Here is a 26,330-nt window from a genome sequence, read left to right as displayed (position 1 = left end):
AGAGTGTGATGGGACAAATTATTGCAGTAGCAGCCAGCAAAGGCGGCGTAGGTAAATCGACAGCAGCCGTTCAGCTCGCCGGGGCCATGGGGATCAAAACCATTGTTGATCTGGACAGACACCTCTGCCTGGCGGCCATTAATGAGCTGAGGCCAGAGGGGATGCGATGGGATGTTCATTCGAAGCTGACAGCTCAGAAGCTCAAAGAACTCATAGAATCGGATGTGGATATGCTGATTGACTGCGGGGGATATGACAGCAACTTGATCCGCGCGGCGATTGCTTATTCGGATCTGGTGATATGCCCCGCCAATGACGATGTAACGGAGATCAGGGGATTGATTGCGTTCAACGATATCCTGGGCGAGATAGAACGGGAGTTTGAACTGGAGGCCCCGCTCACCGCACAGGTGCTGATGACCAGAAACCATCCTAGCAGGCGAGATTTCAGCAGGCTGACCGAAGTGGTCTCACTGCTGCCCAAACTGAATATGATGTCCAGCCGCCTCTCCAGACGCGCCGACTATAACACCATGATGGACAACGGCCTTGGGGTAACGGAGCGCACCGCAACCCTGCATAGCGAAGCAGGCAAAGAGGTGGCGGCATTCGCGGCAGAGGTAATTTCACTTCTGAATGCCCGATGATGTACACATGTGGTACATGTGGGGTACACTTGATGTACATTTCGTGAGTGAGAGGCGGGCAATGGTTAGAAGAGTTGATTTAAACAAGCTGATGGGAAAGGGCAGTTCTGCCGCTCTGATTGAACATGAAGCCAGCGGGCCGGAAGTGGCCACGACCGGCCCCAAAGTCAAACAGAAGCGGATCCCGAATCTTCCATGCTCATATGAGGATAGATATAAGGCACTCAAGGAGAAGGGTGGAACATCGCTGATGTTCACTGCCTACATACTGGAAGCGTTGAGAGAAAAGCTTGAGCGTGACGAACATAACGGTTAACCAGAACGACGCGGGCCGACTGTGAGAGAGTCGGCCCGCAAGTTGAACAGCACCTTGGAGGGGCAACTATGCAACTGAATAAGCAGTCTATCAGATCAGGACATTCCATTGTATCCCTTTTGGGAATGTCGATTCCGCAGCGCCGCCGGTTACTTTCAGGGCTATCCCCCTGGGTGATGGACAGCGCCAAGAGAGCAAGGCTGGTATGAAGAACAGTGCCCCCTCACGGGGGCTTTTTCTTGCCCCATATCCTCCGCCAGCAGCACCGCATCATTGAGTAGCGTAATGATGCGGTCATCACAGTTATCCGGCCCGGCGATGGCCACCATTCTCGCCAAAATATCGCGCAAATTATTCTTATTTCCTAACTGAACAACCTTCATAAATCCAACCACTTATTCATTATTATCCCAGGCACGATACTACCCCGAGCAGGCATTGCCTGCTCGCCACTTATGGTGGATTTGCTACGCTAAAAACCATAAATGGTTGTCAGATCTTACAACACGTAAGGCAAGCGACACCTGCTGACGGGCGCGGGATGCTCATAAGGAACCACCTATGCGCCGCGCGTACCTTGACGATGATGATCGGGAATATGTAATCGCCACCAAGCGGCACCTAAGCCAGCTCATCGAGCGGCGGGGCTTGGCCATAGACGACCTGGCCTATGAAACGGGGATCCCGGTGACCAGCCTGCGGCGGTGGCTCAACCCGAAGAACACCGCATTCATGCCCCTCCCGGCAGCCAGGCGCACATGTCGAGCCCTGGGGATCGAGATCAGCGACATGCTGCTCCCCGTTGGCCATGACCGGCGACTCGATAGGGCAATGCGGATCTTTCTCCAACTCCCCCCAGAACTGGCCGACACCGTGATCGATCAACTGCTGGCCATCGCCGACGCACTTGGAAAACCGCTCCCGTTCGAGGAGGGATAATTGCAGCGAAATCACCGCGTCTAATCGGTTATATGTTAAATGCGGCCCTGCGCCCGGCGTTGGCCAGGCGAACGGCGCGAAGGTGCCATAACTGACAACCAACCAGGCGCCTGACCACCTTGCTGACCCCTTCAAAATATGTTGCGGCCTTGTTACTTTTCGATGGCCGGTTTCATTGTTTGGCTTTGCCCCTCTCTATCGCGCCTGAGCTTCGTTTTACGCAATCTCGACCCGAGCCCATGCCTTGCCATGGCTTTTCTTTTTTATGGCCACAGCGGCGCCAGCGTGGATGGATGACTGCGGTATCACAGCGACAACCACCCCCCTCCCTGCTGAGCCGTCTTTAAGGCCACCGCTGCTGGACGCCCCCGGATGTTGATTGGCCCCTTTATGGGGCATGGTTGGTTCAAGCTGGGGTTTGTGGGCTGGGGTGTGGGGGCGTGCCCCCACGAAGGGGGTCATCTGCTGACCGGCGGGCGGCTTGCCGCCCTGCAAGGTCAGGCATTCTCGTCTTTGGTCTGGCGGCGGCCAGCTTGCTGGCCTGCATAGCCAGGCATTCTCCCTGGGGAGCTTGCGAGCCAGGATGATCTGATTATAGATATTTACCCCCTGAAATAATGAGGGACACTTAATAGAGTCTTCCCACAGGGAGTGGGAGCACTTATTTGTAAAGGGGGGAGGTAAAAGAGGGGGCTGGCTGCGGGGTGATGTGGATAACTCCATGTCTACGCCCACCAATTGGGGCCCATTGAGGCTTCTGACGTAAGAGGGAAGGGTGAGGGGCCTGGGTTGGCCAGTGACAGGAAACGCCTTTACCCAGCAGAGGCTGGGTTATATATGACGGTCTAGGTTGTCAGGAGAGGGGGCGGCGGCTCGCAGCGCGGGCCTTGAACGCGCCCCAGCTAGTGGGGGGCACACCCTCTGCGCAAGGGGACAACGGCCCACCAGTACGCTCTGCCGAGCGGGCGCTGCTGGCGCCATGGTAGAAGCTGCGTTGGGTAACGCCTTCCTCCCGCGCCTTGGCCCGCTGACGCTTGGAGGCGCGATCACGCTCGCGGCGCAGCCAGAAATCCAGCTTGAGTGCCTCGAACAGGCGAACAGACAACGCCTTGACGCCAACTACGCCGCGCACCTGGCCAGCTTTGTTGGTCATTCTTGGCTGAGCGATAGAAAGGAAGCCGGCAGCTCGGAGATCGGCGAGGGCCCGCTTGAAACGGGACCAGCTCAACGTGGTTTCTTTATGCAACCGCGCCAACGTCAATCCCACCCGGCCGTTCTTGGTCGGGATACCCACGGTCAGCGTCACCAGGTCGCAATATTTCAGCAGCGCCTTGATAGCCTGAATGATCGCCTCGCGGCGTTCGCTGCGCTTTTTGCGGTGCGGGTTCAGGGTGTCAAGCTGGGCGATTTCCTTGAGGCGCGGGAAATATTCCTCGATCACCTCGATGGCCCTGCTCAGGATCCTGGGGATGTTGGCCTTGTGAGTTTGCACAAGGAAGTTCGGGGAAGTTGGGTTATGGCCGCATCGGTTGCCAGAACCCACGTTCAGCCCATCCTGAGCCGGTGAGAAAGCCATTTTTTCCGCCTAAAAAAGTGGCGGCAAGGTTGCCAATGACCAGCACCTTGAGTAAACTGACTTTGCGATTAGTCGTGCTCACTGCTTTGTGGTGCTGCTCGAATCAGAAACCCAGCCCGCCAAGGCTGGGTTTCGTCATTTTGGATACTTGCCAAGTTTAAGTTCTTGCCTGGGCAACCCCAAGCCTTATATCAGCAACTCTAGCACAAATTGTGATAGGGTTTAAAGCCTCTATCTACCAACAAGATCAAATCATCACCCCTGGGCAAGAATTGCGGCCTCGGTTGCGGCTCGCCTGATCTCGGTGGCGATCTCATCGTCACACACATCCGGCCCCAGCTTAGCGCACAAGGAGCCCAATCTCTGAGCGAGCCTTCCTATCGTATATGATCCAGGCGCCATGATCACCTGATCATCATGATCAACGTGATCACCCATCAAATTATCCCCACTCATCCGCAACCCTCCCGGCTGGCACTGTATACTTATACAGGCAATTTTGACACCGCCCGCCCACGTGGGCAAGACGAAAAAAGAAAGCCCCGGCACGGGGCCGGGGCGGGTTCAATTACTTTGGCAGCACATCGGCGCAGGGGCGCGGCACCAGGACGGTTTTGCCATGGTGCTGCTCCTGCACCTGACAGACAGGCCCCGGAGCGGTCGCGGTATTCCACGCCCAGCCCAGCAGCACGGCGACGACGATAGCCGTAATCGGCTCAAGACGAACGATCATGATGCCTCCTATGCCCAGACATACTGGGGCGTGTCTACGTTGACAGTCACCGGCGCCAGGGCGGCGGCCAGGGCGGCGTCGGTGGTGCGCACGTTGGCGTGATAGCCGGGCACGGGCTCACGCACCTCCAGCTCGATACCATCGACGGTCTGCACCGCGCCGGTGGGGCGGGTGACCATGCCAGGCGGCAGCAGTTGCAGCGAGGCGGTAGGGTGATAGAGGGTGCCGGTTTCGCTGTCTTTGACAAAACCAGCGGCCGATAAGGCCTTGGTCATGGCGGCCTTATCGGCCGCCTTGAGGTTGAGGTCGATATAATCTGTCATGCGATGGCCTTTAACTGGTAGTCAGTGAGGGCTCGGTGCCATATTCGTAAATTACGGACATGTCCGAAAATCTGACTATTCGACGCGGGGTAATAGCCGATTGCCAACTTGCTAATCGTTGGCGCTTTAGAAGATGGGGTTCGGCCTACTGAATATAGTGAGTTATTCGTGGCATTCTTGACTCCCACCTTGAATATGTCAGCGTCGAACACAGCAAAAACAACTCCGCCGGAGCTTTTATTGGCATATTGCTTGATGGATGCTAGGCGACCTTCGTCATACGAGAAACCTAATAGCCCAAAGTCAGTATCCAAACTAGCGTCTCTGGCAAGCGCCAGTCTAAACCTAAATTCGTCTCCCACAGCGTATGAGGATAAAAGAGCGCCGCCCTGCGTATTGTAGACGGACTGGTCGTACTCTATCGCCATAGCCATAATCGTGGATGAATTGCCAATGTTTGTTAAGTCACACAGATCCCCAGCCCTAGTCGCAGCAACGCCGTTAGTCGGAATATAAGAGCTGGCGAACGGGAGCGCTTCCAACTGCATGCCCCAAACGTAAACTGGAGTGGTTTCAGTAGCCAGGAGCCCAAAGCCGATACCCGTATTTCCGGTCGGGGATTCCAGTTTAGCGGACATTCTCCACCACCCATTAGCGATGGCAACGCCCACCATTTTTGTGTCAAAGCGACCGTTAAACCCAGAATACAAATCAGGCATTCGTCCGGTTGAATCTCCGCTTTTTGCGTAACACGACATTGAATGGGCGCCTGTTTGCGCTGTGTAAGAACGGCGTATGTATGCGAACGCGCCCGGTGTAGGGGTTATTTTATAGCTGTTGCCGATTACCCCGTCAGGCAATTGCGTGGCTTCAATTACCGTGTTCAGAATATCCCCGCCACCTATTTGCGTTGGCCAAATGTTCGTGCTTTGCCCTTCTATCAGCAAACCGCCTCTCTCGAACCTCGGTTCGTTCGCAACAGCCGTTTTCAGTAAACCGTCCTTTCCGATATAGGTTGCCGTGGTACTGCGTGAGAAATTGACCATCTTCGCCACGACATCATCCCCCACCTTCACCTCGCGACCGTATCCGGTGATAAGCCGCAGGCTGTCAGATAACGGGGCCCACACATCAGGCAAGGGCAGCGCGGCCGCGACGACCGCATTACCCGCAGAGGCGGCACTGGCGGCAGAGTTGGCGGCCTCTGTCTTGGCCCGATCTGCTTCGGTCTTGGCCTGCGCAACAACGCCAGCGCCGGCATTCATCACCTTGTCCCAGGTCGGCAGGGTCAGCTTGGTCCCATCCGGCGCGGTGAGCGTGGCATCCCCCGTCCCGGTCAGCAGTTGCTGCCAGCCGTCCATTTGTGTTTGGTGATACCCCATAAACGCCGCCAGATCGCGGCTGAATGCCGGAATGCCGCTAGTCCTGGGAATGTCGATGGCATATGCCTGGCCCGCTGCCGTCGCCCCGGCATACGCCGTGACGATATACATCACGGTGTCGCTCTCGACGTAATCCAGCTCGTAAATGCGCCCATCTGGGCCATGAACGGGGTGGCCCTTGTCCGGCTTTAACGCCGTTGTTTTCCACAAGGTTCCAAAGCCGGTGATCTTCTTGCTGCCATTCGTCACGCTGACCGTGCCAGCGCGATACCAGATTCCTGCCATTTCTTGGCTCCAAATAAAAACCCGGCACAAGGCCGGGTTTGTTGAGGTGCGTTACTTCTTAGAGACGATCACCAAGCAATAAGCGGAGTTATACCCACCATTGCCAGACCATGAAAATCTGGCTGTGTGACTAACACCTGCTGGGAGGGTTACCACATGAGCGGCTGAAACGGTGTTGGCACTGATTGTGCCTGCAACATCTATTGCCGTTGATGTCACCGTTTTGACTGTCGTGCCATTAAGGATGGCGTTGCCTGTCGTTTTCTCCCTTCCCGAATTGACGATTATCGAGAATGATATTTCACGGGCAAAGTTCACAGCCCCCAGATTTATTTGCGCCTGATTTGACGCATCATAAACCCTCACAATGTCACCAACAATTTGCCCCGCTTCCAGCGTGCCGTTTATTTTGCATGTATCCTCAATGGTGACGTTCCTTAGCACACCAGAGAGCGCGGTGATTTTCCCTATTATGTCTGCGTCTTGAAGTGTTGCTTTCCCAGCGGAGTTTATGATCGCCTTCCCTGCGCCGATATTTAGCGAGCCACCGATTATATTGGTCCCTGATATTGACGAGCCTTTTATATTAAGGCCAACCAATTCAGTAACACTGATATAAGCCGCGACCAAACTATTTATGTCTGCGCTATCCATCATGGCTTTATTGAGATAAGTGATTCCATTCTTTATCACAAACGGGTTTCTCTTGGATGTCACTCCAGATACCCGAGATAGCACCGCGAACACATCGGCATCGACCACAAAGCTGGTCAGCGTTGAGCCATCTGCGGCCAGCTTGACTGACAAGCCAAACCCGCCGCCCTCACCGTTGATCTGGGCCTTTGTGTACCAGCCCGCCCCCACTGCATCGTTGAGCCCGGCATGGGCCTCGGCCACCGTCTGCACCGCAGACGAAACCTCATTGGCCTTGGCCTGCACGGTGTCAACCCGTTGGGCCAGGGCCGCGTCAGCCGTCACCCGCGCTTCTTGCTCCGATTGCAGACCGGCGGCCAGGTTCGCCCCCTGCGAGGTGACTTCGGCTTGCACCGTGTCCACTCGGCGCCCAAGGGCCTCGTCTGCCGTCACCCGCGCTTCCTGCTCCGATTGCAGACCGGCGGCCAGGTTCGTCCCCTGCGAGGTGACTTCGGCTTGCACCGTGTCCACTCGCTTGCCCAGGGCTTCATCCGCCGTGGTTCTGGCCTGCTGCTCCGATAGCAGATTGGCACTGATGGCCGCATCCGCCGTCTGGAAGTCAGCGGAAACCTGCTCAATGGTCTGCGCCATCGCCTGCTGCTGCTCAGCCATCACTTTCTGATCGCGGCGGATCAGGCCGGACGCCTCCCGTTGCCGGGTGGCTTCGGCAGCCGCGCCCAGGGCGCCATGCACCGCCGCCTCAGCGGTCAGATCGACACTGGCTTGCAAGTTCTCGAATTTGCTCGCCAGTGACTGCCCCTCGCTCGTCACCACCTGCTGCAACTCGGTGATGGCGGCAGTGTGCCCGCCGGTCAACACCTCCAGCGCTTGCAGGCGCTGGGCCTGGGCGCCGGTCGTGGTGGCCACGGCTTGCGCAAGGTCAGTCACAGAGGCGCTGAGTGTCGCGTCAGCCTGTTGCAGCTCCGCCTTGACCTGCTCGATGCGCTGGGCGGTAGCCGTGGTGGCGGAGGTGTTGGCACTGATCTGCTGCTCAGCCGCCGTCAGGCGCTGCCCCTGGGCATCCACCGCGCTCTGGGCCGCCTTCTGGCTCAGCGTGCCCTTGACGGCATTCAACTCCTGTCCCACCTGGGTGACTTGCGACCCCACCGCCGTGACTTCGGATTTGGTGGCCGTCTGGGCCAAGATGCCGTTGATACCGTCGATCGCCTGCTCGACGGAGGTGATGCGCTCCAGATCAGCGGTGAGCTCCGCCTTGGTCACGCAAGTTTTCACGATGGCTTCAACCGCATCGAGATGCTGGCTGACGGTCGAGATCTCGGCACCCAGTTCCGAGCGCACCGCGTTGATCGCCTCCATTGTGATCTGGCCGGTCTCAGGGTCCAGCTTGAACACCGCATCCCTGAAATCGGTGAAATCCAGGTTGTAGCGATCAATGCGCTGGCGCAGTTGCTCTTGGATCAGGGTCACGCTGATGTAGTTCGCCCCGAGCTGGTTCTGGGTGTTCTCCAGCAGGGTCTTCACATCCTTCTCGCGCTTGTCCAGGGCCGACAGGGCGCCCCCCAGATCCGTCACGGACTTGCTCAGTGCGGGAATATCGGCGATGGGCTTGCGCAGCTCCTCGCGCAGGTGCTCGGCACCGATCTCCCCGTCCAGCACATCGAGGATGGAGGCGGCGTCGTAGCTGGTCTTTGCCTTGGCAGCGAGCAGCCCAGACTTGCCGTAGGCGTTGACCGCCCGAAGCCAGACGAAATATTCCGTGTCCGGGCGCAGCCCCTGCATGGTCATGTAGCTGGAGATCCCCGCAGGATTCGCCTTGGCCATGGCCTCCCCCAGGGGGTGATCGATATGGCTCCACCACCATTCGCACAGCACACCATAATCGTGGCCACCGGCGAAACGGGGGCGCAGCGCTAGCGACCAGTTGCCCGCCTCCACATCCACCCCCAGGGGCATGGCGGGAGCCGTGATCACGAAGTTCACCGCCGCCACTGGAGAATGGGCACCGGTGAGCGCCACGGTGCGCACCAGGGCAACATAGTTTCCCGTGGCCAGGCCGTTTACCCGACAAGACTGACCCGGCACCTGGGCGGTCATGACGGTGACCGGCGCCGCCCCTTGGGTCAGGCGCTGAATGATCACCTGGTTGTAGGCCACGGTGCCGGTATTGCGCCACGACAACACCCCTTGCAGCACCTCACCGACTGTTTCAACCTCATAGCGCAGCAGATCCGGCATGGCCGCACCGCCCGTGGGCAGGCCGGTGATCTCCGGGCGGGGCATGGGCTTGCCAATGGCGTCCGCCCAGAACAGCGGGGAGTCCTCCCGCAGGGTCAGATCCACCCCGCCGTTGAGGCTGAAAGACCAGTCCGTGACCCGGAACTCGACGCCGTTGATGCCCAGTGCCGGGACATAGAGCTTGATGGTCTGTCCGGGGCGGTAGCGCCAGCCAGACAGGTTGACGCTGCATGTGAGGGTGCGGGCATTGCGGCGCTGGCGAAGGATGATATTGGCCAGGCGCTGGGCATGGTGCTCGCTGGTGACACAGCGCAGATCGAGATCTTCGATCAGCGGGTGTCCGCCGTCTTCCTCGACCCATTCCGGCACGATGACGGCGGGGAAATCGGTCTTCTTGAAGGTGACCGGATCGACGAAAGTGCCCGCCACCTGGTTGATCTTGTCGCTGCTGGAGGGCTCCGGCAGCAGTTCCAGATCTCCGATGATCTGATGGGCCCGCAGCTCGTCGCTCGCCGGGCCATAGTAGGCCCCCGCCAGGATGCCGTGCTTGCCGCCCACATAGGTCGGCTGAGCTGCGCAGGCCATGTGCATGGCCTCCAGCACCTTGACACGCGCCTCCCCCAGATCGAACTCGACATCGAGGCTGTAACGTGGCTCGGTGCCGCCACCGGGAATGGCCACCTGTTCGTCGCAGATATTCGCGGCCTGGATAAACTCGTCGATCCGCAGCTCATCGTCCGGCACGTTGAGCCAGGTGCGATAGTAATCGAGGATCACCAGGGCAGCGTTGCGACTCCACTTCCACTTGCCATCTCGGGGGTCCCACACCTCCTTGCCGAACTTTTCGATCTTGATGTTGGGCAGGCCAGCCGGGAACTTCTCGGCGTCGAACTTGCATGAGATACGTAGCCAGGTGATGCCCTGGCCGATCATGTCCTCCTGCCAGTCGGCGCAGTTTGCCAGCATGAAGGGATCGCAGGTCTGCCGATCAACGTGCAGCTCGTAACTGACCAGATCCCCGAAGGTGCCAACCAGGTCATCGCCCAGCCAGATATCCCCGATCCGGCTGAGCTTGTGGCCGGAGATAACCAGGGCGACGTGCAGCCACTCCCCATCATCCTGCTCGCCCTTCTGTTCGGCGGCAAAGCTCATGAGGCCGGAGGAAACCATGCGACCATAGATACAGGTCTTGTCGCTGGCGGCGGCCCGCAAGATCTGGCTGCGCTCGCTGGCACTGCGATAATCCCCCAGGCTCGGCTTCTTGGCGGTGATCATCATGGTGGCGCTGGCCACCGCCGTCCCGATGGCGATGGCGGTGGCGGTGGTGACTACCAGGGCCGACCCCGCACCAGCGGCGACACCGGCAATGACAGGAATGGCGACAGCGGGCATTACTCGACTCTCCAGGCAAACAGGGGAACAACATCAGGAATGGGGCGGGCACCCTGTTCGGTCATGGCCCACACCTGCCCCGCCCACATCACGGCAGCGGTCTGGCCCTGAGGGCCGTCGAACACCAGGGCATCGCCACGTTGGGCCATGGCCACTGGCACCCGCTCAAACAGCATATCGAGGGCGGCGGCAATGCTGCCGTGGGTCTTGGCCAGCGCCCGCTTGGCGCCGATCTCAGTACGGTAGCGACCGCGATACGCCGCCGCCGGGTCTTTGTCGCAGGCTGCAAGACAGACATCCGCCACGAACAAACAGCAGTCGTTTTCACCCCAACAAAAAGGCCGCTCGGAGGCGGCCTGAATGCACTGGATGATGCGGAGTTGCCAGTCTGGATGGCGCATGGTCAGTCCTTATAAACGAATCCGGGGGCGTCCTTCTTCGAGCCCCAGAAAATAGACCGGTCGGCCATCTCGTTCTGGTAGCGGAAGAAGCGATCATTGGGGTAAATGCGACGGTGACTCTCGTCGGTGCAACGCAGGTTCAGCCCCTTCTGCCAATCCTCGAAGATGTTGGAGATGGTGAGCTGAATGGTATTGGTTTTGCCCGCTTTGACGGGGGTCTGTGCGATCCGCCCCTTGAACTGGAGGCAGGCGTTGAGCGGGGCCCCGTCAGGCCCCATCACGACAAGGTAGAGCCAGGCCATCCGATCCACGATGCGCTCGCGCATCACCTCGGCGAGCAGGCTGTCATCCAGTCCACCCAAGGCGAGCGTTAACTTTGTTGGCGACGTGGAGAGCTGTTCCTTCTGGGCACCGACAGACCCCATGGAGCCCACGCCGTAATAGGTCTCACCGCCTATCACCAGCGGGCCCAAGCCGGAATGAATGCGGCTGATCCCGCTGACCAGATCCAGCTTGAGGGCATAAACGGCGGTCACATGGGGCTGATTGAGCGCATGGATAGTCGCCGGATCTAACCCGGTCAACAGGGCTGTCATGGATAGAAGCTCTCCACAAACTTGATGGTGCCAAGGTCACGCTTCATGCCGTTCAGGCGGCGGGACTTCCCCGCCCCGGCGCCATCGAGCCGGAACACCCCCATGGGCTTCGCCACAACCAACGGTGTGCCGCTGGGGTAATCGGCTCGCAGCATCGGGGAGATGTTGATGCGGGCGGCGCCAGCGAGATCGGACCACACATCGGCGGTCACCCGCTTGAGTTCATCGCCTATCTGGATCCAGTCACCGTTTCGCAACACCAGAGTGGAGGGAGTCCAGCCCCGGCTGGTCATGCTGGTTCGCATCGTCAATGCCTCATTGACGACCGGTGCCCCCTTGACTGGCTGGAGTGGATGGGCGAAGTCCCACAACCGGACACGGCTGGAGGGGCCATCCAGCTTGGCGATGAACGCCTCCAGGCGGCGGGCCACCGGCGCATCCATTTTCCCCATGGTCAGCTCCATCAGCCACTTGCTGCCAGGCGTCGAGACTGTTTGCTCGGATCCCGTCCAGGTCGATTCAAACGAGCGGTGATTCGTTTGCAGCGCCAGGGTGTTCTCCCGCACCCGAAACTCGGCGGGCCAATCGTAAGTTTCCATTAAACCCCCAGGATCTTGCGGCCTTGGCCATAGTTGATGATGTCATCGATAAACAACTGATAACCCTGTTTTGCTGCCAGTGTGATCATCGAATTGCGATCATCGTCGGTCATGTCGGCGCTAAAATGCAGGTGCTGCTCGAACACGGCACCACCAATGGCGCCCGCGCCGCCGGACATCATCTGGTCATACATCTGGTCGATGCGCTGGGCCGATTTGTTGGTGTAAACCCGCTCCCCCTTGTCGAGCAACCAGGTGCCCTCGCTGGGGATCTCTTCGATACCGGAGTGAGCCATGCCCGCAATCGCGGTACCGGCGACAAGGCCGACTGAGATCATGGTTTGAACCCGCATCATCTGGCGGGCGGTCTCTGCCGACATCATCCCGCCGGTCATGGAGGCGAAGGCGGCGGCGTTGGCCTCCGCCAACTGACCCGCCACGATGATGGAAGGAATGGCCAGCAGCTTCTGGGCAGCCAGCAGCGCCTTCATCACGAAGGTTTGATCTTTGCCTGACTGCTGCAACATATCGGTGGTGAGGCTGATGGTCTGGCTGGTGAAGCTGAGCATGTCGCGGGCGGCTTGCTGCTGCGATGCCTTCTGCTTCTCAACCCGCTGACGCTCTTGCTCGGCAAGCTGATCTTGCTTGCGCTGGTCGGCTTCCAGCTCCTTGGCCATCGCCTCTTCACGCTTGGCCATGTAGTCGGCTTGCTGCTCGGTGAAGTAATCCGCCTCTCTCTGGCGGTACTCCTCACGCAGCTCCTCCAGGCTCTCATAGCCGCGGCGCCGCAACTCGGCCTCGCTGACCTGCATGCTGTCGATTTCTGCCAGGCGCTCCTCATGAGCGAGACGCAGTTTGTCCAGCTCGTTGGCGTACTGCATGTCCAGGGCGCTGAGACGCTGCGCCCCCTGATCCAGCACCTTCTTGTTGTCGGCGCTGGTATCACGGGAACTGACCGGCTCCGGGGGTTGGTATTCGGGTTGCTCGCCGACCCCGAACCGCTTGCGCTCATAGCTGCCTTGCACCTTGTCGATCTCGGCTTGCAGCTCGACGGCCCGGTTTTTCAACTCGGCCAGCTCTGCCGCCTTGTCGCCGGTGTTCCCAAGCAGGGCGTCAATGACCCCCACACCGCCAAAGTTTTTCGAGCGGGATTGCACTTCGGCGATCTGCTCCTGCACATCGCCAAGCTCCTCACGCAGATTGCCGAGGCGGCGGCTCATGCCGTCAATGGTGCGTGGGTTGTCGGCCCAGCTATCGAGCAGGGTTCCCCAGTAGCTGACCGCATAGCCGAGCTTGTCGGTCAGCCAGTCGATTTGCTCCGATGCCCCCAGCACGCCCTGGGCGAACGAGCTTTGCAGGCGCAGGCTCACATCCTTGAGCTTCTGATCCATCTCCTTGAGCTGGGTGATGTCGGTCTGGGACAGGGCAACGTTGAGGCTGCGATAGTGCCCGGTCAGGCGCTGGAGTTCGGCGCCGTTGTTGCGCAGCAGGGGCTGGAGCGTGGAGACGTCATTGGCGATGGATTCCAGGTAAAACACCTGCTCCGAGGCGCTGACGTTGGTTGCGTCCATGGCGTTCTGGACGGCGATCAGGGCCTCGGGACCCGCCATCTGTTGCAACTTGCCGATGGTCAGCCCCACTTTCGGGGCGATGTTCTCCATCCAGTCCTTGAACTCACCGCCGCCGGTGGCCGAGAAGTCGCCGAGCTTGTCCTGTACGTCCTTGAGCATGTCGGCCAACTGGTCGCCGCTGACATTGTATTGCTCGGTGGCATAGGTCAGCTCTTGCATCGTCTCAACGGACACGCCCGCCTTGAGCGACATTTGCTCCAGCTCACGCCCCTGCTGAGCCAGCGCACTGACGGAGGCCGCCAGACCCACCGCAGTACCGACCAGGCCCAACACGGCCCCTTGGACGACGCTGAACCCTTGCACGATGGCCACGGATTTGTGAGACAGCAGATCTGCCGTTTCACCGAACGAGCGGCCAAAGTTGAATGTCGAGTCTTCGGCATTCTTGGCGTCGATGGCATAGCTTTTCAGGACGTTTGCAGCCGAGCGGACATCCGCCGGCAGCGACGAGAGATCCGCGCTGAGTAGCACCCGCAGATCGGCAATCTGTGTACTCATGTGAAGGACTCCATGCCGGGGATAGAGCCTGCCAGCGCCTGCATATCGTCAGCGGTCTGCTCAGGGGGCTCTGGGCGGTTGTAGTAGAAATCGGAAATGGAAGGGAGGTTGTCGGGCTGGACGTGGGGAAGCAGGATAGTGGCGCAGATCTGCCCCATGGCAAACTGGTTGATCTGGTAGTCCACCGGATACCGCCCGAAGTGGCGACACCAGTCGATATAGTCAACGGCGCTGATCTCGCTCAACATCCGGCGCCAGTCTGGCCGCCGGAACTGGCGAGCCATCATCATGGCGAAATCCCGCTCCCCCTCTATCCTTTTTTTGGGTCTACCGGCTCCAGCTTGCCCTCACCACTGGCCGCCTCTTTCGCTAACGCGGCCAGGCCACTCACCTCTTTCACTGCCATGGCAATGCGCAGCACATGGGCCGAGTCAGGGTAGTTTTTCAACACCCAGGCTTTCATCTGCTCAACATCCAGATCCGGCTGATAGTGGTTCAACCCCATCGCCGCCAACAGCAGGCTCATTTCAAAGGTGAGGCGCTGGATGGTCAGCAGGGTTTTTTGTTGCTGGAGGGGATCCGCGATCCCCTCCACCTGTGGCCACTCGACAGAAAGCAGGGCCATCTGGTAGTCAAACAACTGCAACCCGTTGAGCTGATGCACCACCACGGAGGCAGATTTGCCCTTGCCCTTGAGGGTCAGGGTGCGCGTCTCGATAAGGGCACTCATGCCGCCGTCTCCGCCAGGTCTTGCTTGCCGGAGAGATCCACTTTCACGGTGCGGGTGATGGTTTCCTTGATCTGGACAGGCTTGCCCAGGCTGGAGATGAAGCCGTAGAAGCCATCGACCGCGCCATTGGGGTACTTGAGCAGGAACCAGCGATGGACACCACCCAGCTCGGCAACCACGGTTTTCTGAGCAGGATCGCCCGGCTTCCAGGCCAGGGTGAACCCGAGCTGACCGGGATCTTTCTGGCCAGGGCTTTTCTCCTTCCAGTCCGGATTGGGCGCATCCAGATAGTTCTCTTCGGTCACCTCGACCGACATGTCCGGCGGCGTGATCTCTTTGACATCCGCCAGACGGACTACCGAATCAGCTTGCGCCAGATCCGGCTTGGTGGCGCCCGCCACCTTGGCCATGTAAAGCTCGGTCCCGGCGCCCTTCACGGGCTTGGTTACATCAGTCATCAGGGTTTGCTCCAGGTCGCGTTAAAATTGAGGGTCAGGGACGCAAGGCCGGTGCCCCGATCATCTGCACCGTATTGCCAGCCCGCCGAGGCCAGCCCTTCCAGCAGCAGCCCGCTAAGGTCGTCCCCAGACAGCGGCGCCAGCTTCTCAGCCAGCTCATCCAGATCGGCGTCCGCCTGGTTGGTTTCGGTCACGTAGAGGGAGACCATCAGCGGGGCCTGCTCGCTTTCCCCATCCAGGGAGAACTCACCATCGCCCCCTTCCAGGAAGTAGCAGAACGCCAGGGGTAGGTCTTCTTCGGCGACGTCTACCGGGCGGGAGGGATACACCTCACGCAGATCGGGCACACAGGTTCGCACCCGTTCGGCCAGGGCCGCCCGGATGTCGGTTCGGATTGTCATATTGGGTCCAATAAAAAACCCGCCGAAGCGGGTTATCGTGATGGGTTTTGCCGTTTGGCGTCCCAGCGGTTGAACATGCCATTGAGGATAAGGGTCATGCCGACTGTGATGACAAATCCCAGCCAGCCGCCCTGAAAGGTGCCAACGGCGATCAATGCCAGCATCACCAGGGCAACCACAATTTTCAGGATGATCATGAACTCTCCTTGCGTGAAGATCAGAATCCTATCCTCATTTGAAGGTCAATTGAAGCTGACGCAACAGCGCCCGCTGCATTTCGCGCGGCATGTCACGGGTCATCCCCGCTTTTGATTCCCGTTCATAGTGCTCGGTGATCGGGGTCACCAGCGGGATCCGCATCACCTCCAGGGCATGACGGCCTTTGCCGACCCGGCGCAAGATCTGCCAGCTCTTGAGTTTGGTGGCCGCATAGCCACCGCCCCGCCGGTATTCGCCAAAGCCTTGGCCACCGTCAGCAATGAAGCCACCAGGCACACGATGGCGCCCAACCTGCATGTCCCCAATCCCCGTGAAGGCGGTGTGCCGATAGCGCACCAGGCGCTGCTGGACGGCCCCCACCTTGATCAAGGGGATAGGGCGGCGGCGCACCCGGATCGTGGCTGATGGTTTCTGCTGAGACGCCTTGAAGATCTTCACCCGAGGACGCAGCAACTTGGCGGGCACCTGCACCCGGCTATCCTTGGCGGTCAGCCGGATAGCCCGACTGGACGCGCCAGCCGCCACCCGGTTGACCGCTTGGGCGCTCGCCTTCGGCACCAGCTTGGTCGGCAGCAGGTTCAGGTTCGCCAGCGCCTTGTCCAAGTCTTGCTTGATGGGCATGGCTTCCTCACTTGATGGGGATAACGAGCTGACCAGCCCGGGTAAAAGGCGGCTCTCTCACGGAAGTGACCAGCGACAGGCTGGGGATCTCCACCTTGTCGCCCGACTTGAAGCGCATCCCCTTCGGGGGCGATGAAACGGACAACTCGCGCAACGTGGTCAACACCTGTCCAAAGGCATCGGGGTTTTCATCATAGAGCGCCACCAAGGGCACCCCAGCGATGATGACAGCGACCCCCAGGGCATCGTCCACAGCAGCGTTCAGGCGAGTGGCGGCACGTTGCCAGCGCCCACCGATCTCACCGGTCATTGAACGATCAGTGCCTCGGCATAGCCGGAGGCACCGCCGCTGAGCAGTTTGCCGAAGTCGTCGGCGTCTTTGGTGGTGTCTGCCACCAGTTTGGTGCCGTCCCATTTGACGGCAGCACCGACGGCCAGGGCGGTGTCGCAGGGCAGCAGCCAGACGCCGCCAAGGGCACCTGAGAACTCCTCCCCCTCCGCTGCCGACTCCAGGGGGACAACGGTCAGGGCGCCGATCTTGATCGGCTTGCCGGATGTCACCCCACCCGCCGGAGCGAGGAAGGTGTGTTGGCTGCCGGTGCTGACATAATTTTTAGCCATGGAATAACTCCTGTATTGAAGCTGTCAGAGATGGCCCGCCAATGGCGGGCCATGAGATCACTTGCCTTGGGACTTGAGCAGGCCACGGTGGTCCAGGGCGGACACGCCCGCGTCGATGCGGACTTTGGTGGTCACGCCGTCCACGGTGAAGCCTTCTTGCTGCTCGATCCAGGGTTTGTCCATGCCGTCGAGGTAAGCCACCTCGATGGTGTCGCCACCCTTGGCCGCGAGATACCATTCCAACGGGCTGGCATCGGAGAGGCGCGGCTCGCCGATCACCTCGGCGAAATCCTTGATCGGGTTGGCGACCCCCGAGTTGGCATCCGTCCCCGGAACGGAGGTGCTGCGGATAAGCTGCAACGCCTTATCTTCCAGCTCCAGGGGCGTCAGGATGTAACCGGGGCGGATGTTCAGACTGCGCCCTGGCTTGCCGTCAGCGCCTGCCGCTTTCTGGCCGCGCATCATGGTCTTGCCCGCAGACAAACCAGGCACCCCCATCGCCGCATCGGAACCAGCCAGCAGGTTTTTGTGATCGGCATGGAACAGCGACTTACCATCCGGCATCTTGACGTTGCCCGTCAGCAAGGCATACACCAGGTCGCCGATGGTGCCACGAGCAGCAGCACCGAACAGGCTGGGGACGCGGGTCAACATGTCGAGATCATCGTTGATGATGGCCTGACGGGTGATGGAGAACAGCTCGCCATAGGTGGCCAACTGAATGGTGGCGCCGGTGTCAGCCAGAGTGACATGCTTGTATTCTGCCCCTTCACGCACACGGCGCAGGTTCGGGATGTCGCTCAAACCGATGCGGCTGGCCACCTTGAAGTCAGTCAGCGTGCCTTTGCGAGTCCACTTGTCGAAGGTCTCTTCGGCATTGTCCCAGCCCTCCAGCACCGATTTGTTGGCCACGGCCAGCAGGATCTTGCCGAAGTCAGAGCTGGTGTGAGTAAAGGCCATCCCGACATAGGCCAGCGGCGAGTGCCCGCCAGTCTGAATGCCTCGCCCCTCCAACGAGGCGCGGGCCAGCTCCCGCAGGCTGTAACCACCGTAACGGTTGTCACTCTCGGCGTCGGCATAGCCGCAGCGGGCCATCAGGGAGGCACGGACCGAATCGCCGACCAGGTTGCCGTTGCCCAGATGGATATGAGGCGCGGCGCCAGTCGGGCCAGCATCACCCGCCGGTTTGCCCATGGCTGCCTTGATTTTCTCTTTGGCCATGGCGGAGGTCACATCCATGTCGGCCAGGCAATCGGCCATCAGATCCGGGAAGCGGCCACCGGTGAGGGCAAAGAGATCCTGAATCTCGTTGCGGCGGGCCTGCTCTTGCTGCCTGAAGGCAGCGTGGGCGGCGGCTTGATCCGGGGCCGGTTGGGGAGCCGGGGTGGGGGCAGGAGACGGCGGCACAGGCGCCGGACCCGCGCTGGCGCGAGCGCCAAAAAACGCACGGGCCTGAGTAGGCATATTGGTAAAGTCGTTCATTTTGTTCTCGTTCACGTAGGCGGCAGCCGAAATCGGCTCTTCCAGGACATCGACAAACCCCAGCTCTTTGGCCTGGGAGCCATCGAGCCAGGTGTCTGCCGACAGTAGATTGGCCAACTCCTCACGGGGCTTGCCGGTTTTCTTCTCATAGGCGTTGAGCAACAGCGCCTCGTTGCGATCCAGCCAGTCCGCCATGTCGCGCAGATCGTCGGCGTTCCCGACCGTGCCGGACCAGGGTTTGTGGATCATCACCCAGGCATTGCTCGGCATGTGGACGGTGGCATTGGGCAGGCAGAGGATGACCGACGCCATGCTGGCCGCCAGGCCATCGTTCCAGATGTCGATCTTGCAGCTCAGGCGGGCCAGGGTGTTGTAAATGGCAAAGCCGTCCATCACATCACCGCCGGGGCTGTGAATGTGGATATTGAGCTGCTTGGCATCGAACACCCCGGCAGCCTTGCAGTCGGAGATGAACTGTTGAGCTGAGATCCCCCAATACCCGATGACGTCATAGATGTAGATCTCGACCGTGGGCACGGCGCCAGACAGGGCGCTGATGGAGTACCAGCTTTTGGCGTTTTGGGGCTCAGGTTCTGCTGCGGGGTTTCCGCTGGCGGCTGCCCGCGCTGGCATCAGCGCGGTCTGCATTGCCGCCGTCAGGTGGTGCTTTTTCACTGGGTTGTGCTCCTGGGTCATTGGCCGGGTTGGAATCGGCGATGATGTTGTTTTGCTTTTCCCATTCCAGTTCGGAAAGGCGCTGATCGCGCACCTCGTCAGGGTTCTTGTTGCGAGCCCGGATCCACTCGGTCACCGTGCCAGCACAGCCACGGATCACCGCCTTCCAGCCGTTGGCCTCACGCTCCGGGTCAATCCAGGGCATGACGGGGGCAAGGTAGATGGCGTCGAACAGGGTTTTGGGGTCGAGTTCAGGGGGCAGGACAAGGGGGTCTTTGCTGCGCAGGGTTTCGGCCAGAAGCCAGTCCCGAAACACCGGACGGGACCACTGCGCCACAAAGTCATCCTGCAAGACGGCAAACCCTTCCCACCCTTCAACCAGCTCCTGGCGCTGGGCGGAGTAAGTGCCGTCATAGTCCCGGGCCACGCTCGAATACTGGCTACGGGTGCCAGCACACGACGACCGAAGCTGCCCCGCCCGCCAGACGTTCAGGGCGGTGTTCGGTCGGTTGGACTGGATCACCCCTACATCTTCACCGGGACGCAAGTCGTCAAACGTTGTGCCTGGCGTGATGTCGATCATCCGCTGGGGCTGTTTTTCGTCCGTTTCGCGGTAGCCGTCCGGGGTTTCCTTCTTGATGTAGAAGGCGAGCGAGGCGCTGATGCGGGCGGCGACGCGCTCGGCCTCCTCCACCGATTTGAGGTCAGCAAGGCGGGTGATCACCCCATGGAGCAACGTCACACCGCGCAACTGATGGATCCGCTTGCGCAGGGCCAGGTGATACATCTCGCTGGCGTCGATCTCTTTGGTGCGGTAGCGATAGCCCTGCATCTCACCAGGGTGATCGAACATCACAAAGTAGGATTTGGGGCGGCGCCAGGCATCGAGCTTGATCCCCTGACGCACCCCATCAGCCACCTGGTTGTATTCAAACGGGACGAAATCAGGTTCCAGCAACTCGATGGAGTAAGGCGTATCACTGTGATGCTTGTAGCCAGGCACCGTGCCGAGCAGGCGGCGGCCAAACATCTCACCATCGCGTAACCAGGTACGGCAAACCAGCCGCTCCATGGCCGGGCGGGTAAAGGTGCCCGTGGTTTCCGGTTTCAGCGACCAGGCAGCCCAGCGACGGCGGATCTCTTTGGCAAGATCGTCCAGCAGCAGCCCATTCACATCCCGAGGCTGGGGCTCTATCTGGATGCCTTTGCCACCAACGATCCGCTCTTCCAATTTGTCGAGCAGACCGATCACGATGTCATGGTTTTCATCCAGCGCCCTCGCCTGCTCACGCAGGCTAACCGCCGACGCTTGCACCGCCTGGTTGGCTCCGCGCCGCTCCCGTTTGGCATTGTGGGTGCGGCTCGGCATGGCCGCCTCATAGGCGTGCATTCGCAGGCGGTCATGCATCCGATTGGCTGCCCAGCGCGGGGAGATAAACCCGAGCAGCTTGTCCACCGCGTTCATGTGAACCTCGCCACGGCGAAGGGCTGACGACGCGGGGCGGCAGCTTGCTGGCGCCTCCGCTCCCACTCCTGGCGGCCAGCCCGAATTTCGTTGAGATTTTCAGAGCTGACAGTGCGCCCCTGAAAGGTGATCTGCTTGCCCGCCAGCACATCACGCTCCGCCTGTAGGTAGAGCCCAATCATGCTTTCGATGTCTTCCAGCTTCACAGCCAGCCTCCTGGTGAAGAAGCGCCCAGCCAGTTGCTACCCGGCGACGCATTGGCTGCCGGGGTTTGTCTGGTAGGCGTTGATGGATTGATTTCGGTCGGGCGAGCCTTGGGAACAAGGCGCCACCCCCGGTGTTGGACCCCAAGGCGAATCGCCGCCAGGGAATACACAGCGCAGTCTGTTGGCTCGTTACGGGCGCCGGACGGGGCGACCCAGCGATACACCCGGCGCCCCTTGACGAACTCCACCCGCTTGCGCTCGCAGGTAAGCCCCTTGAAGTAAAAGTCGTCCGCCCATTCGGCAACCGGATGGTGGCGATAACCCGGTGATGGGCCAGACAGTGAGGCCGGGACATCCCCCAGGCGGCCATAAAGCACATCCTTGGCCGCGTCGGTGCCCACTTCCGAGAAATACACCCCCTTGCGGTTTCGCTTGCGCGGGAAGGTGATGATGGGCTTGCCCATCACCGGCGCCCCTCGGATAGGGATGTATTTGAACGGGTTACGGCGACAGAAGTCATAGACCTCATCCGTGTAGTGCCCCCCCGAGTCGATCAGCACTAGACCGATGTCCAGCACCTCCCCGGACGACTTGACGAACTGGCGGGAGAATTGCTCATGCAGCCTCTCCCAGATCTCGGAGCGGTGCAGGTCACCGTAGAGGCGCTGATAGTCCAGCACCCATGACTCCTCCCCCGCTCCCCAGCCAGTGATCTCAAACTCGAAACGGTCATCCTGGGTGTCAGCCCCCACGGTGATGTAAAGCACGCCGTCCGGTACTGCGACAGGCCACACCTCACGGCGGGCGGCAATGGCCTCCCACTCCAGTTTCTCGCCGGTGTCATCCTCCCAGGTTTCCCCGAGGGTGGTGTTGACGAAGGTCTTGAGCTTGCCCTGGTCATCCTTCGCCTTGAGGAAGTCAGAGACAATCCGCACCCATGTCGTGAGCGGGCTGTATGCCGTCCAGATATGGAAGGTGACCGACTCAGGGGGCGGGATTGGCTGGTTGGCGCTGTCGAACCAGTCGATGGAGTCCCGCGTCCAGATGCCGGTGCGCTCGCAGATCCAGCGCTCTACCGTCTCGTAATCCATCTCGTGCTGGCGAATGGCGCAGCCATTTGCCTCACAGAGATAGAACGCGGAGTGGTGGTTGGTGCCATCCCATTTTATGCCGAACTCTGCATCCGGTCCGCCCCACTTGAGGTACTGCTCGGCCTCGCAATGAGGGCACTTGATGTGATAGCGCATCAGGTGTGGCGATTCACTCGCCGCCCGCTCTATCTGGCACTGGCCTGCAATCTTGGGAGTTGAACCACGGATCGACTTGGGATGGGTCGAACCCTCCATCCGCTTGTCACCCAGGAAGGTGGGCGAGCCCTCCTTCTCGATGTCATCATCAAAGGCAGCCAGCTCGTCATAGATCCCGAAGTCAGGCGACGCCTCCCGGTAGTTCTTGGCGGCCTTCCCTCCCCGCAGCTCAAGTCCCCGACCGTTGGCGAAGCGCTTTAGCTCCAGGGTGTTGTCCCGATGCTTCTTGCCATACCAAGGGGCGAGCGCCCGAATTTTCGGCACATCCCGGATCATGGGTTCAACGTGCTTTTTGACGAACAGCTCGGCATCGCCATCGGTCGGCTGCCAGATCAGGCCGTTGCGCTTCTTGTGCTCCAGCAAGTAGGCGGCGACGCCAAGCAGCATCTTGGTGTACCCCACCCGCGCCGACTTGACGAAGTTGACCTCGCGGATATCGTCGTTGGCCATCGCGTTGATGATGGCCACCTGAAACGGCAGCGACTTCCAGCGGCCCTCCTGATAGGAGGACTCAACCGGCAGATAGTAATGCTCATCCATCCACTCAGCGGCGGTTTGCACCGGCGGCCTGAGCAGGGCTGACAGCCCAAGGTTGACGGCAGCCGCCAGGCTACTTACTTGTGCTGTCGATATATTCATCCAGTAACTCCGGCAGCAGTTCACCCAGGGAGGCCGCCTCGTTGCTGGCTATGACCAGTTCGCGCTGTATCCCCTCGATGTGCTTGGTCTGCAATTCGGGGTAACGGCGGCGCATGGTGAGTGGAACGGTGTCGAGCAAACTGCTGACCTTGGCGGCGATGCGCGTCAGGGCGAACGTTGCAAACTCGGTCGGCACCTGATGGCGCTCGGCGATCCGGTTCTCGCGCTCGGCCTTGTCGGCCTGCTCCTTGGTGAGCCTCCACCGTTGGAATTCCAATTGATCCTCATCCATGTCTTGAGGATCTGTTGGTTGGTGTTTTTGGATCGCGTGCTTGATCCGGTTATCCACAACCGATTGAGCATCAAAATAGACGTTTCGCCCAATCTTCTTGATCGGCTTAACACCCCACTTATCAAAGGCTTGCACCGAGATCCCCAGGCTTGCAGCCATGTCGGATTTTTTCAGCCAGCCAGGCGCAGGGCGATCCTTGTCTGATGGCTCTGACATGAAAACAACAACCTCACTTCTTGGGGTTTCATATGTAGTGAAAATCCGCGCCTCGCCGACCCGTCGAGGACGGGGGGTGGGCGGGAGTACCTTTTACCAGGGGGGTGGGGGTGGGGGTGCCGCCCGCTGCTGCTATGGGCATCGCTGCAAAGCGCTAGCATTGGGCGGCGAAACTCACAAAGACATGGACTCCACCAGGTTGGTTCCCCTCCCTCGCTGTCCTGTAGAGGTTAAGGAGCCCATGTCTTTGTGTAGGTGAGGCACCGGCAACAGGTCGAGCCCAACGGGTCAACGATGTCTGATGCTGATTGGTCGCCAGTGTCGGCGCCTCGGGTACTCATTGCTTGATGCACTCACGCACATCGGTAATCCAGTTCGTCAGCTCAGCCTGGGCATCGGGTGGAAGATGTACCCACCCATCAGGGCTGACCATCCACACCAGCCGGGGCGTCGTGGTGTAGCAACTGGCTTTCGGCGCTGGCGCCGGGGTCGTACACCCCAGCAGCAGGGCCGAACATGCCAGCAAAAGCAGCAGCGGGAGCCGCCGCTGCCTGCTCCCGCCTGCTGTCCTGCTCGGCATAGTACGCCGCCTCACGGGAGCTTTTGAGTTGCTCGGCTACCAGCAGGGCGAGCCGGGTCAAGGCGCTTGTCAGTACCGGATCCATTCTTCGCACTCCCCCAGTTCGCCGCCAAGACGTCCAGCACGACCAGTACCGGACGAGGCAGCTTCTCCCACCACGCCTGCGGGATGGCAGCTCGCAACTGCGACCACACCACCAAGCAGACACCCACCGCCCCAACCCACAGCGCAGCTTGGGGGCCCATGACCTGCACAAGCAGCTCGGCAATATTCCACTGTTCCACATCACCTCTCTTAGGGCGGGGCCAATTCCCCGCCAAATTCTTGATACTTGGCCAGCAACACCGCCAGCGAGTGCTCCGGCTGCTTGTATCCGGCGCCGGGGAAGCTGGCCCAGATGTTCGAGCACTGCTTGATGGCCTGCGGGATGTTGCCCGCTTCGATGTGCGCCAGGGCCCGGCGCTCCCGTATCAGTTGGATGGCCCAACGATCCTGAGACTCTGGACCAAAGTCGGGCAGGCCAAGGCGTTCCCGATACCAATCCCAGTGCCGGGAGAGGTGCTGATAACGACCGGCGGCGGTGCTCTTGAGACCCTTTTTCACCTGCACCAAGACATTGGGGTGGGTGGCGTAGGAATCGAAGAATTTGGCCGGATTAACCAGCTTGTTGTATCCATCATCGCCGAGGCCCCGAGTGCCTTCCGCGAAGGAAATCAGGTCGAGGAACGCATTGAGGTTGCGGCTGATGCCATGGAGACGAGCCATTATTCCCCCTGTTTGCGCTGCTTGCGCTTGTCGATATAGACGAAGATGTCGAAGGCCAGGCGGCCAGTGATGACCAGCAGGCCGCCGATGCCGATCATGTCGTTGATGGTGAGTTGCGGGAGGGTCATTTCAGGCAGGCTCTCAGCGGCGGACACTGCCTTGGACCAGAGGCTAACCAGCGTCCCGCCACCGTAGGCGATGCACTGGCCTTTGAAGCGGTGGATCAGGTCGAACATAGAAGGGACGCCATAAAAAAAGGCCCATCAGTGAGATGGGCCTTTGAAACTACTGAACGCGGGCTATACACAGATAACGTCTGAACAATGGCGGTGCGTCACAACTTCACCACCATGACGAGAAAGGTACAGCCAAGTTCCCATCGTTTCAACACAAAAACAGATAATTTATCTTATTGTGTGCGTTTTGTGATTTAGATCACTGTGACATATCGACGCAAAAACCGAAATGTCACGCTCAAAAACGGCTTTGCCTGCTCTTGTCTGGTGCAGGCATAAAAACGCCTCTATCCTGCGCTGGCGTTGGGCTGGCATGGAGTGTCAAGCAACAACGGATCTTGGCATCGTCTAGGTGTCGCGACTCAATTTTTGGCAGGGTAGAGCACGACATGGAATCAGGTCTGATTGAACGCCTCATGGCGCTCGACAACATCACGGAGCCGGAGGAGCTGACGGCGCACATTGAGCAAATCGTCCAGTTCCTGGGCTTCGACTATTTCCGGTTGGCCATCATCATCCCTGTCAGCCATGAGCGGCCCGAGATCCGCATTCTCAACAGTTGCCCAGAGGAGTGGATCGAGAGCTACAGCAGGGGCGGCATGATTGCGCGGGATCCCGTGGTGGCAGCAGCGCGGCGGCAGCTCACACCCATCAGATGGGACAAGGTACGGGGGACGGAGGAGCAAATGGATGTGATGATCGAGGCGGCCAAATGCGGGTTGCGGTGCGGCGTCTCGTATCCGCTGCATGGCCCCCGTGGGGAGCATGGCGTGCTCTCGTTCATCACTGAGCGCTACCTCGCGCCACTCTACATCGAGCGGGCGCCGACGCTGGCCATGGTCGTCCCTTCCGTGCTGGAGGCGGCGATCAGGATATGCAGGCCGAAGGGAGACGCTGGCTTGAAGGTCATCGAAGCGGATTGCCTGTTCTGGGCGAGCGCGGGCAAGACCACAGGCGAGATCAGCATCATCCTCGGGATACCCGAGCGGACCGTCACCCACCACCTCAACTCGGCGACCCGTAAGCTGGGGGCAAACAATCGCTATAACGCCGTCGCGCGGGCCATGGCGGGGGGTGAACTATCGTGGACGCTGGATAGGGTGACGGTCATCGACTACTAATCCCCCATATCCAGCAGGCGCTGGGCGGCCTCGGCAACCAACGGCACATAGAGAGGCGGAAGGGCGGGCAGCAGGTCGGTCAGGCGCTG

29 protein-coding genes are annotated in these 26,330 nt (G+C 60.0%); 4 read left to right on the top strand and 25 right to left on the bottom strand.

The window, feature by feature from the left end; translation table 11 throughout:
* The first annotated feature begins 8 nt into the window (after positions 1-8).
* From ACB037_RS20805 to ACB037_RS20795, 3 genes are all read left to right on the top strand, one after another.
* Complete coding sequence (locus tag ACB037_RS20805; protein ID WP_282414853.1) at positions 9-647, top strand: ParA family protein; 639 nt, start codon at positions 9-11, stop codon at positions 645-647.
* A 7-nt stretch (positions 648-654) separates the two neighbouring features.
* Positions 655-963, top strand: a complete 309-nt coding sequence (locus ACB037_RS20800) for a hypothetical protein (protein ID WP_371175856.1) — start codon at positions 655-657, stop codon at positions 961-963.
* A 561-nt stretch (positions 964-1,524) separates the two neighbouring features.
* The gene (locus ACB037_RS20795) at positions 1,525-1,902 is read left to right on the top strand and encodes a helix-turn-helix domain-containing protein (RefSeq protein ID WP_371175855.1); all 378 of its coding nucleotides are present in this window, start codon (positions 1,525-1,527) and stop codon (positions 1,900-1,902) included.
* A gap of 853 nt (positions 1,903-2,755) precedes the next feature.
* Here the strand turns inward: ACB037_RS20795 and ACB037_RS20790 are convergent.
* From ACB037_RS20790 to ACB037_RS20670, 25 genes are all read right to left on the bottom strand, one after another.
* Positions 2,756-3,394, bottom strand: a complete 639-nt coding sequence (locus ACB037_RS20790; RefSeq protein ID WP_371175854.1) for a hypothetical protein — start codon at positions 3,392-3,394, stop codon at positions 2,756-2,758.
* Between the two features lie 652 nt (positions 3,395-4,046).
* Positions 4,047-4,211 (bottom strand): hypothetical protein, encoded by a 165-nt coding sequence (locus ACB037_RS20785; protein ID WP_257707257.1) that lies wholly within the window; start codon positions 4,209-4,211, stop codon positions 4,047-4,049.
* 8 nt (positions 4,212-4,219) lie between these two features.
* Positions 4,220-4,534 (bottom strand): hypothetical protein, encoded by a 315-nt coding sequence (locus tag ACB037_RS20780; RefSeq protein WP_371175853.1) that lies wholly within the window; start codon positions 4,532-4,534, stop codon positions 4,220-4,222.
* Positions 4,531-6,201 carry a hypothetical protein gene (locus ACB037_RS20775; RefSeq protein ID WP_371175852.1) on the bottom strand — a complete coding sequence of 557 codons (1,671 nt, stop codon included), beginning with the start codon at positions 6,199-6,201 and terminating at the stop codon, positions 4,531-4,533. The genes ACB037_RS20780 and ACB037_RS20775 overlap by 4 nt, the downstream gene beginning before the upstream one ends.
* A gap of 51 nt (positions 6,202-6,252) precedes the next feature.
* Positions 6,253-10,482, bottom strand: a complete 4,230-nt coding sequence (locus ACB037_RS20770; protein WP_371175851.1) for a hypothetical protein — start codon at positions 10,480-10,482, stop codon at positions 6,253-6,255.
* Positions 10,482-10,883: a hypothetical protein gene (locus ACB037_RS20765; protein WP_371175850.1), complete on the bottom strand. Its 402-nt coding sequence runs from the start codon at positions 10,881-10,883 to the stop codon at positions 10,482-10,484. The genes ACB037_RS20770 and ACB037_RS20765 overlap by 1 nt, the downstream gene beginning before the upstream one ends.
* A 2-nt stretch (positions 10,884-10,885) precedes the next feature.
* Positions 10,886-11,479, bottom strand: a complete 594-nt coding sequence (locus ACB037_RS20760) for a hypothetical protein (RefSeq protein WP_371175849.1) — start codon at positions 11,477-11,479, stop codon at positions 10,886-10,888.
* On the bottom strand, positions 11,476-12,078 hold the full coding sequence (locus ACB037_RS20755) for a hypothetical protein (protein WP_371175848.1): 603 nt from the start codon (positions 12,076-12,078) through the stop codon (positions 11,476-11,478). The genes ACB037_RS20760 and ACB037_RS20755 overlap by 4 nt, the downstream gene beginning before the upstream one ends.
* Entirely contained in the window at positions 12,078-14,207 is a 2,130-nt protein-coding gene (locus ACB037_RS20750) for a hypothetical protein (RefSeq protein ID WP_371175847.1), read from the bottom strand. Before ACB037_RS20750 ends, ACB037_RS20755 begins: the two co-directional genes overlap by 1 nt.
* On the bottom strand, positions 14,204-14,497 hold the full coding sequence (locus tag ACB037_RS20745; RefSeq protein ID WP_323929287.1) for a phage tail assembly protein T: 294 nt from the start codon (positions 14,495-14,497) through the stop codon (positions 14,204-14,206). Before ACB037_RS20745 ends, ACB037_RS20750 begins: the two co-directional genes overlap by 4 nt.
* Before the next feature lie 20 nt (positions 14,498-14,517).
* A complete protein-coding gene (locus ACB037_RS20740) occupies positions 14,518-14,937 on the bottom strand; it encodes a hypothetical protein (RefSeq protein ID WP_323929289.1) in 420 nt (139 codons plus the stop codon).
* Positions 14,934-15,395: a phage tail tube protein gene (locus tag ACB037_RS20735; RefSeq protein ID WP_045525045.1), complete on the bottom strand. Its 462-nt coding sequence runs from the start codon at positions 15,393-15,395 to the stop codon at positions 14,934-14,936. Before ACB037_RS20735 ends, ACB037_RS20740 begins: the two co-directional genes overlap by 4 nt.
* Complete coding sequence (gene gpU, locus ACB037_RS20730) at positions 15,395-15,796, bottom strand: phage tail terminator protein (RefSeq protein WP_371175846.1); 402 nt, start codon at positions 15,794-15,796, stop codon at positions 15,395-15,397. The genes ACB037_RS20735 and gpU overlap by 1 nt, the downstream gene beginning before the upstream one ends.
* A 32-nt stretch (positions 15,797-15,828) precedes the next feature.
* A complete protein-coding gene (locus ACB037_RS20725; protein WP_187171361.1) occupies positions 15,829-15,993 on the bottom strand; it encodes a hypothetical protein in 165 nt (54 codons plus the stop codon).
* Positions 15,994-16,027: 34 nt separating this feature from the next.
* On the bottom strand, positions 16,028-16,636 hold the full coding sequence (locus ACB037_RS20720) for a phage tail protein (protein WP_045525032.1): 609 nt from the start codon (positions 16,634-16,636) through the stop codon (positions 16,028-16,030).
* A gap of 7 nt (positions 16,637-16,643) precedes the next feature.
* Positions 16,644-16,946, bottom strand: coding sequence for a hypothetical protein (locus tag ACB037_RS20715; protein WP_371175845.1), 303 nt, complete (start codon positions 16,944-16,946; stop codon positions 16,644-16,646).
* Positions 16,943-17,257: a DUF2190 family protein gene (locus tag ACB037_RS20710; protein ID WP_069784437.1), complete on the bottom strand. Its 315-nt coding sequence runs from the start codon at positions 17,255-17,257 to the stop codon at positions 16,943-16,945. Before ACB037_RS20710 ends, ACB037_RS20715 begins: the two co-directional genes overlap by 4 nt.
* A gap of 57 nt (positions 17,258-17,314) precedes the next feature.
* A complete protein-coding gene (locus ACB037_RS20705; RefSeq protein ID WP_371175844.1) occupies positions 17,315-19,414 on the bottom strand; it encodes a ClpP-like prohead protease/major capsid protein fusion protein in 2,100 nt (699 codons plus the stop codon).
* On the bottom strand, positions 19,326-20,879 hold the full coding sequence (locus tag ACB037_RS20700) for a phage portal protein (RefSeq protein ID WP_371175843.1): 1,554 nt from the start codon (positions 20,877-20,879) through the stop codon (positions 19,326-19,328). The genes ACB037_RS20705 and ACB037_RS20700 overlap by 89 nt, the downstream gene beginning before the upstream one ends.
* Positions 20,876-21,085 (bottom strand): hypothetical protein, encoded by a 210-nt coding sequence (locus tag ACB037_RS20695; RefSeq protein WP_045525026.1) that lies wholly within the window; start codon positions 21,083-21,085, stop codon positions 20,876-20,878. Before ACB037_RS20695 ends, ACB037_RS20700 begins: the two co-directional genes overlap by 4 nt.
* Entirely contained in the window at positions 21,082-23,031 is a 1,950-nt protein-coding gene (locus tag ACB037_RS20690) for a phage terminase large subunit family protein (RefSeq protein WP_371175842.1), read from the bottom strand. Before ACB037_RS20690 ends, ACB037_RS20695 begins: the two co-directional genes overlap by 4 nt.
* Positions 23,003-23,539: a terminase small subunit gene (locus ACB037_RS20685; protein WP_371175841.1), complete on the bottom strand. Its 537-nt coding sequence runs from the start codon at positions 23,537-23,539 to the stop codon at positions 23,003-23,005. Before ACB037_RS20685 ends, ACB037_RS20690 begins: the two co-directional genes overlap by 29 nt.
* Before the next feature lie 419 nt (positions 23,540-23,958).
* Positions 23,959-24,213, bottom strand: coding sequence for a hypothetical protein (locus ACB037_RS20680; protein ID WP_371175840.1), 255 nt, complete (start codon positions 24,211-24,213; stop codon positions 23,959-23,961).
* A 200-nt stretch (positions 24,214-24,413) separates the two neighbouring features.
* A complete protein-coding gene (locus tag ACB037_RS20675) occupies positions 24,414-24,884 on the bottom strand; it encodes a glycoside hydrolase family 104 protein (RefSeq protein ID WP_371175839.1) in 471 nt (156 codons plus the stop codon).
* Positions 24,884-25,120 carry a hypothetical protein gene (locus ACB037_RS20670; protein WP_371175838.1) on the bottom strand — a complete coding sequence of 79 codons (237 nt, stop codon included), beginning with the start codon at positions 25,118-25,120 and terminating at the stop codon, positions 24,884-24,886. Before ACB037_RS20670 ends, ACB037_RS20675 begins: the two co-directional genes overlap by 1 nt.
* Positions 25,121-25,509: 389 nt before the next feature.
* Between ACB037_RS20670 and ACB037_RS20665 the strand changes: the two genes are divergently transcribed.
* Positions 25,510-26,241 carry a LuxR family transcriptional regulator gene (locus ACB037_RS20665; RefSeq protein WP_371175837.1) on the top strand — a complete coding sequence of 244 codons (732 nt, stop codon included), beginning with the start codon at positions 25,510-25,512 and terminating at the stop codon, positions 26,239-26,241.
* Positions 26,242-26,330: the final 89 nt, after the last annotated feature.

The organism is Aeromonas sp. S19(2024), assembly GCF_041402625.1.
In the GTDB taxonomy this organism is placed as follows: domain Bacteria; phylum Pseudomonadota; class Gammaproteobacteria; order Enterobacterales; family Aeromonadaceae; genus Aeromonas; species Aeromonas caviae.
Note: the sequence above shows the minus strand (reverse complement) of the source record. Positions and strands in the feature narration are given on the sequence as shown.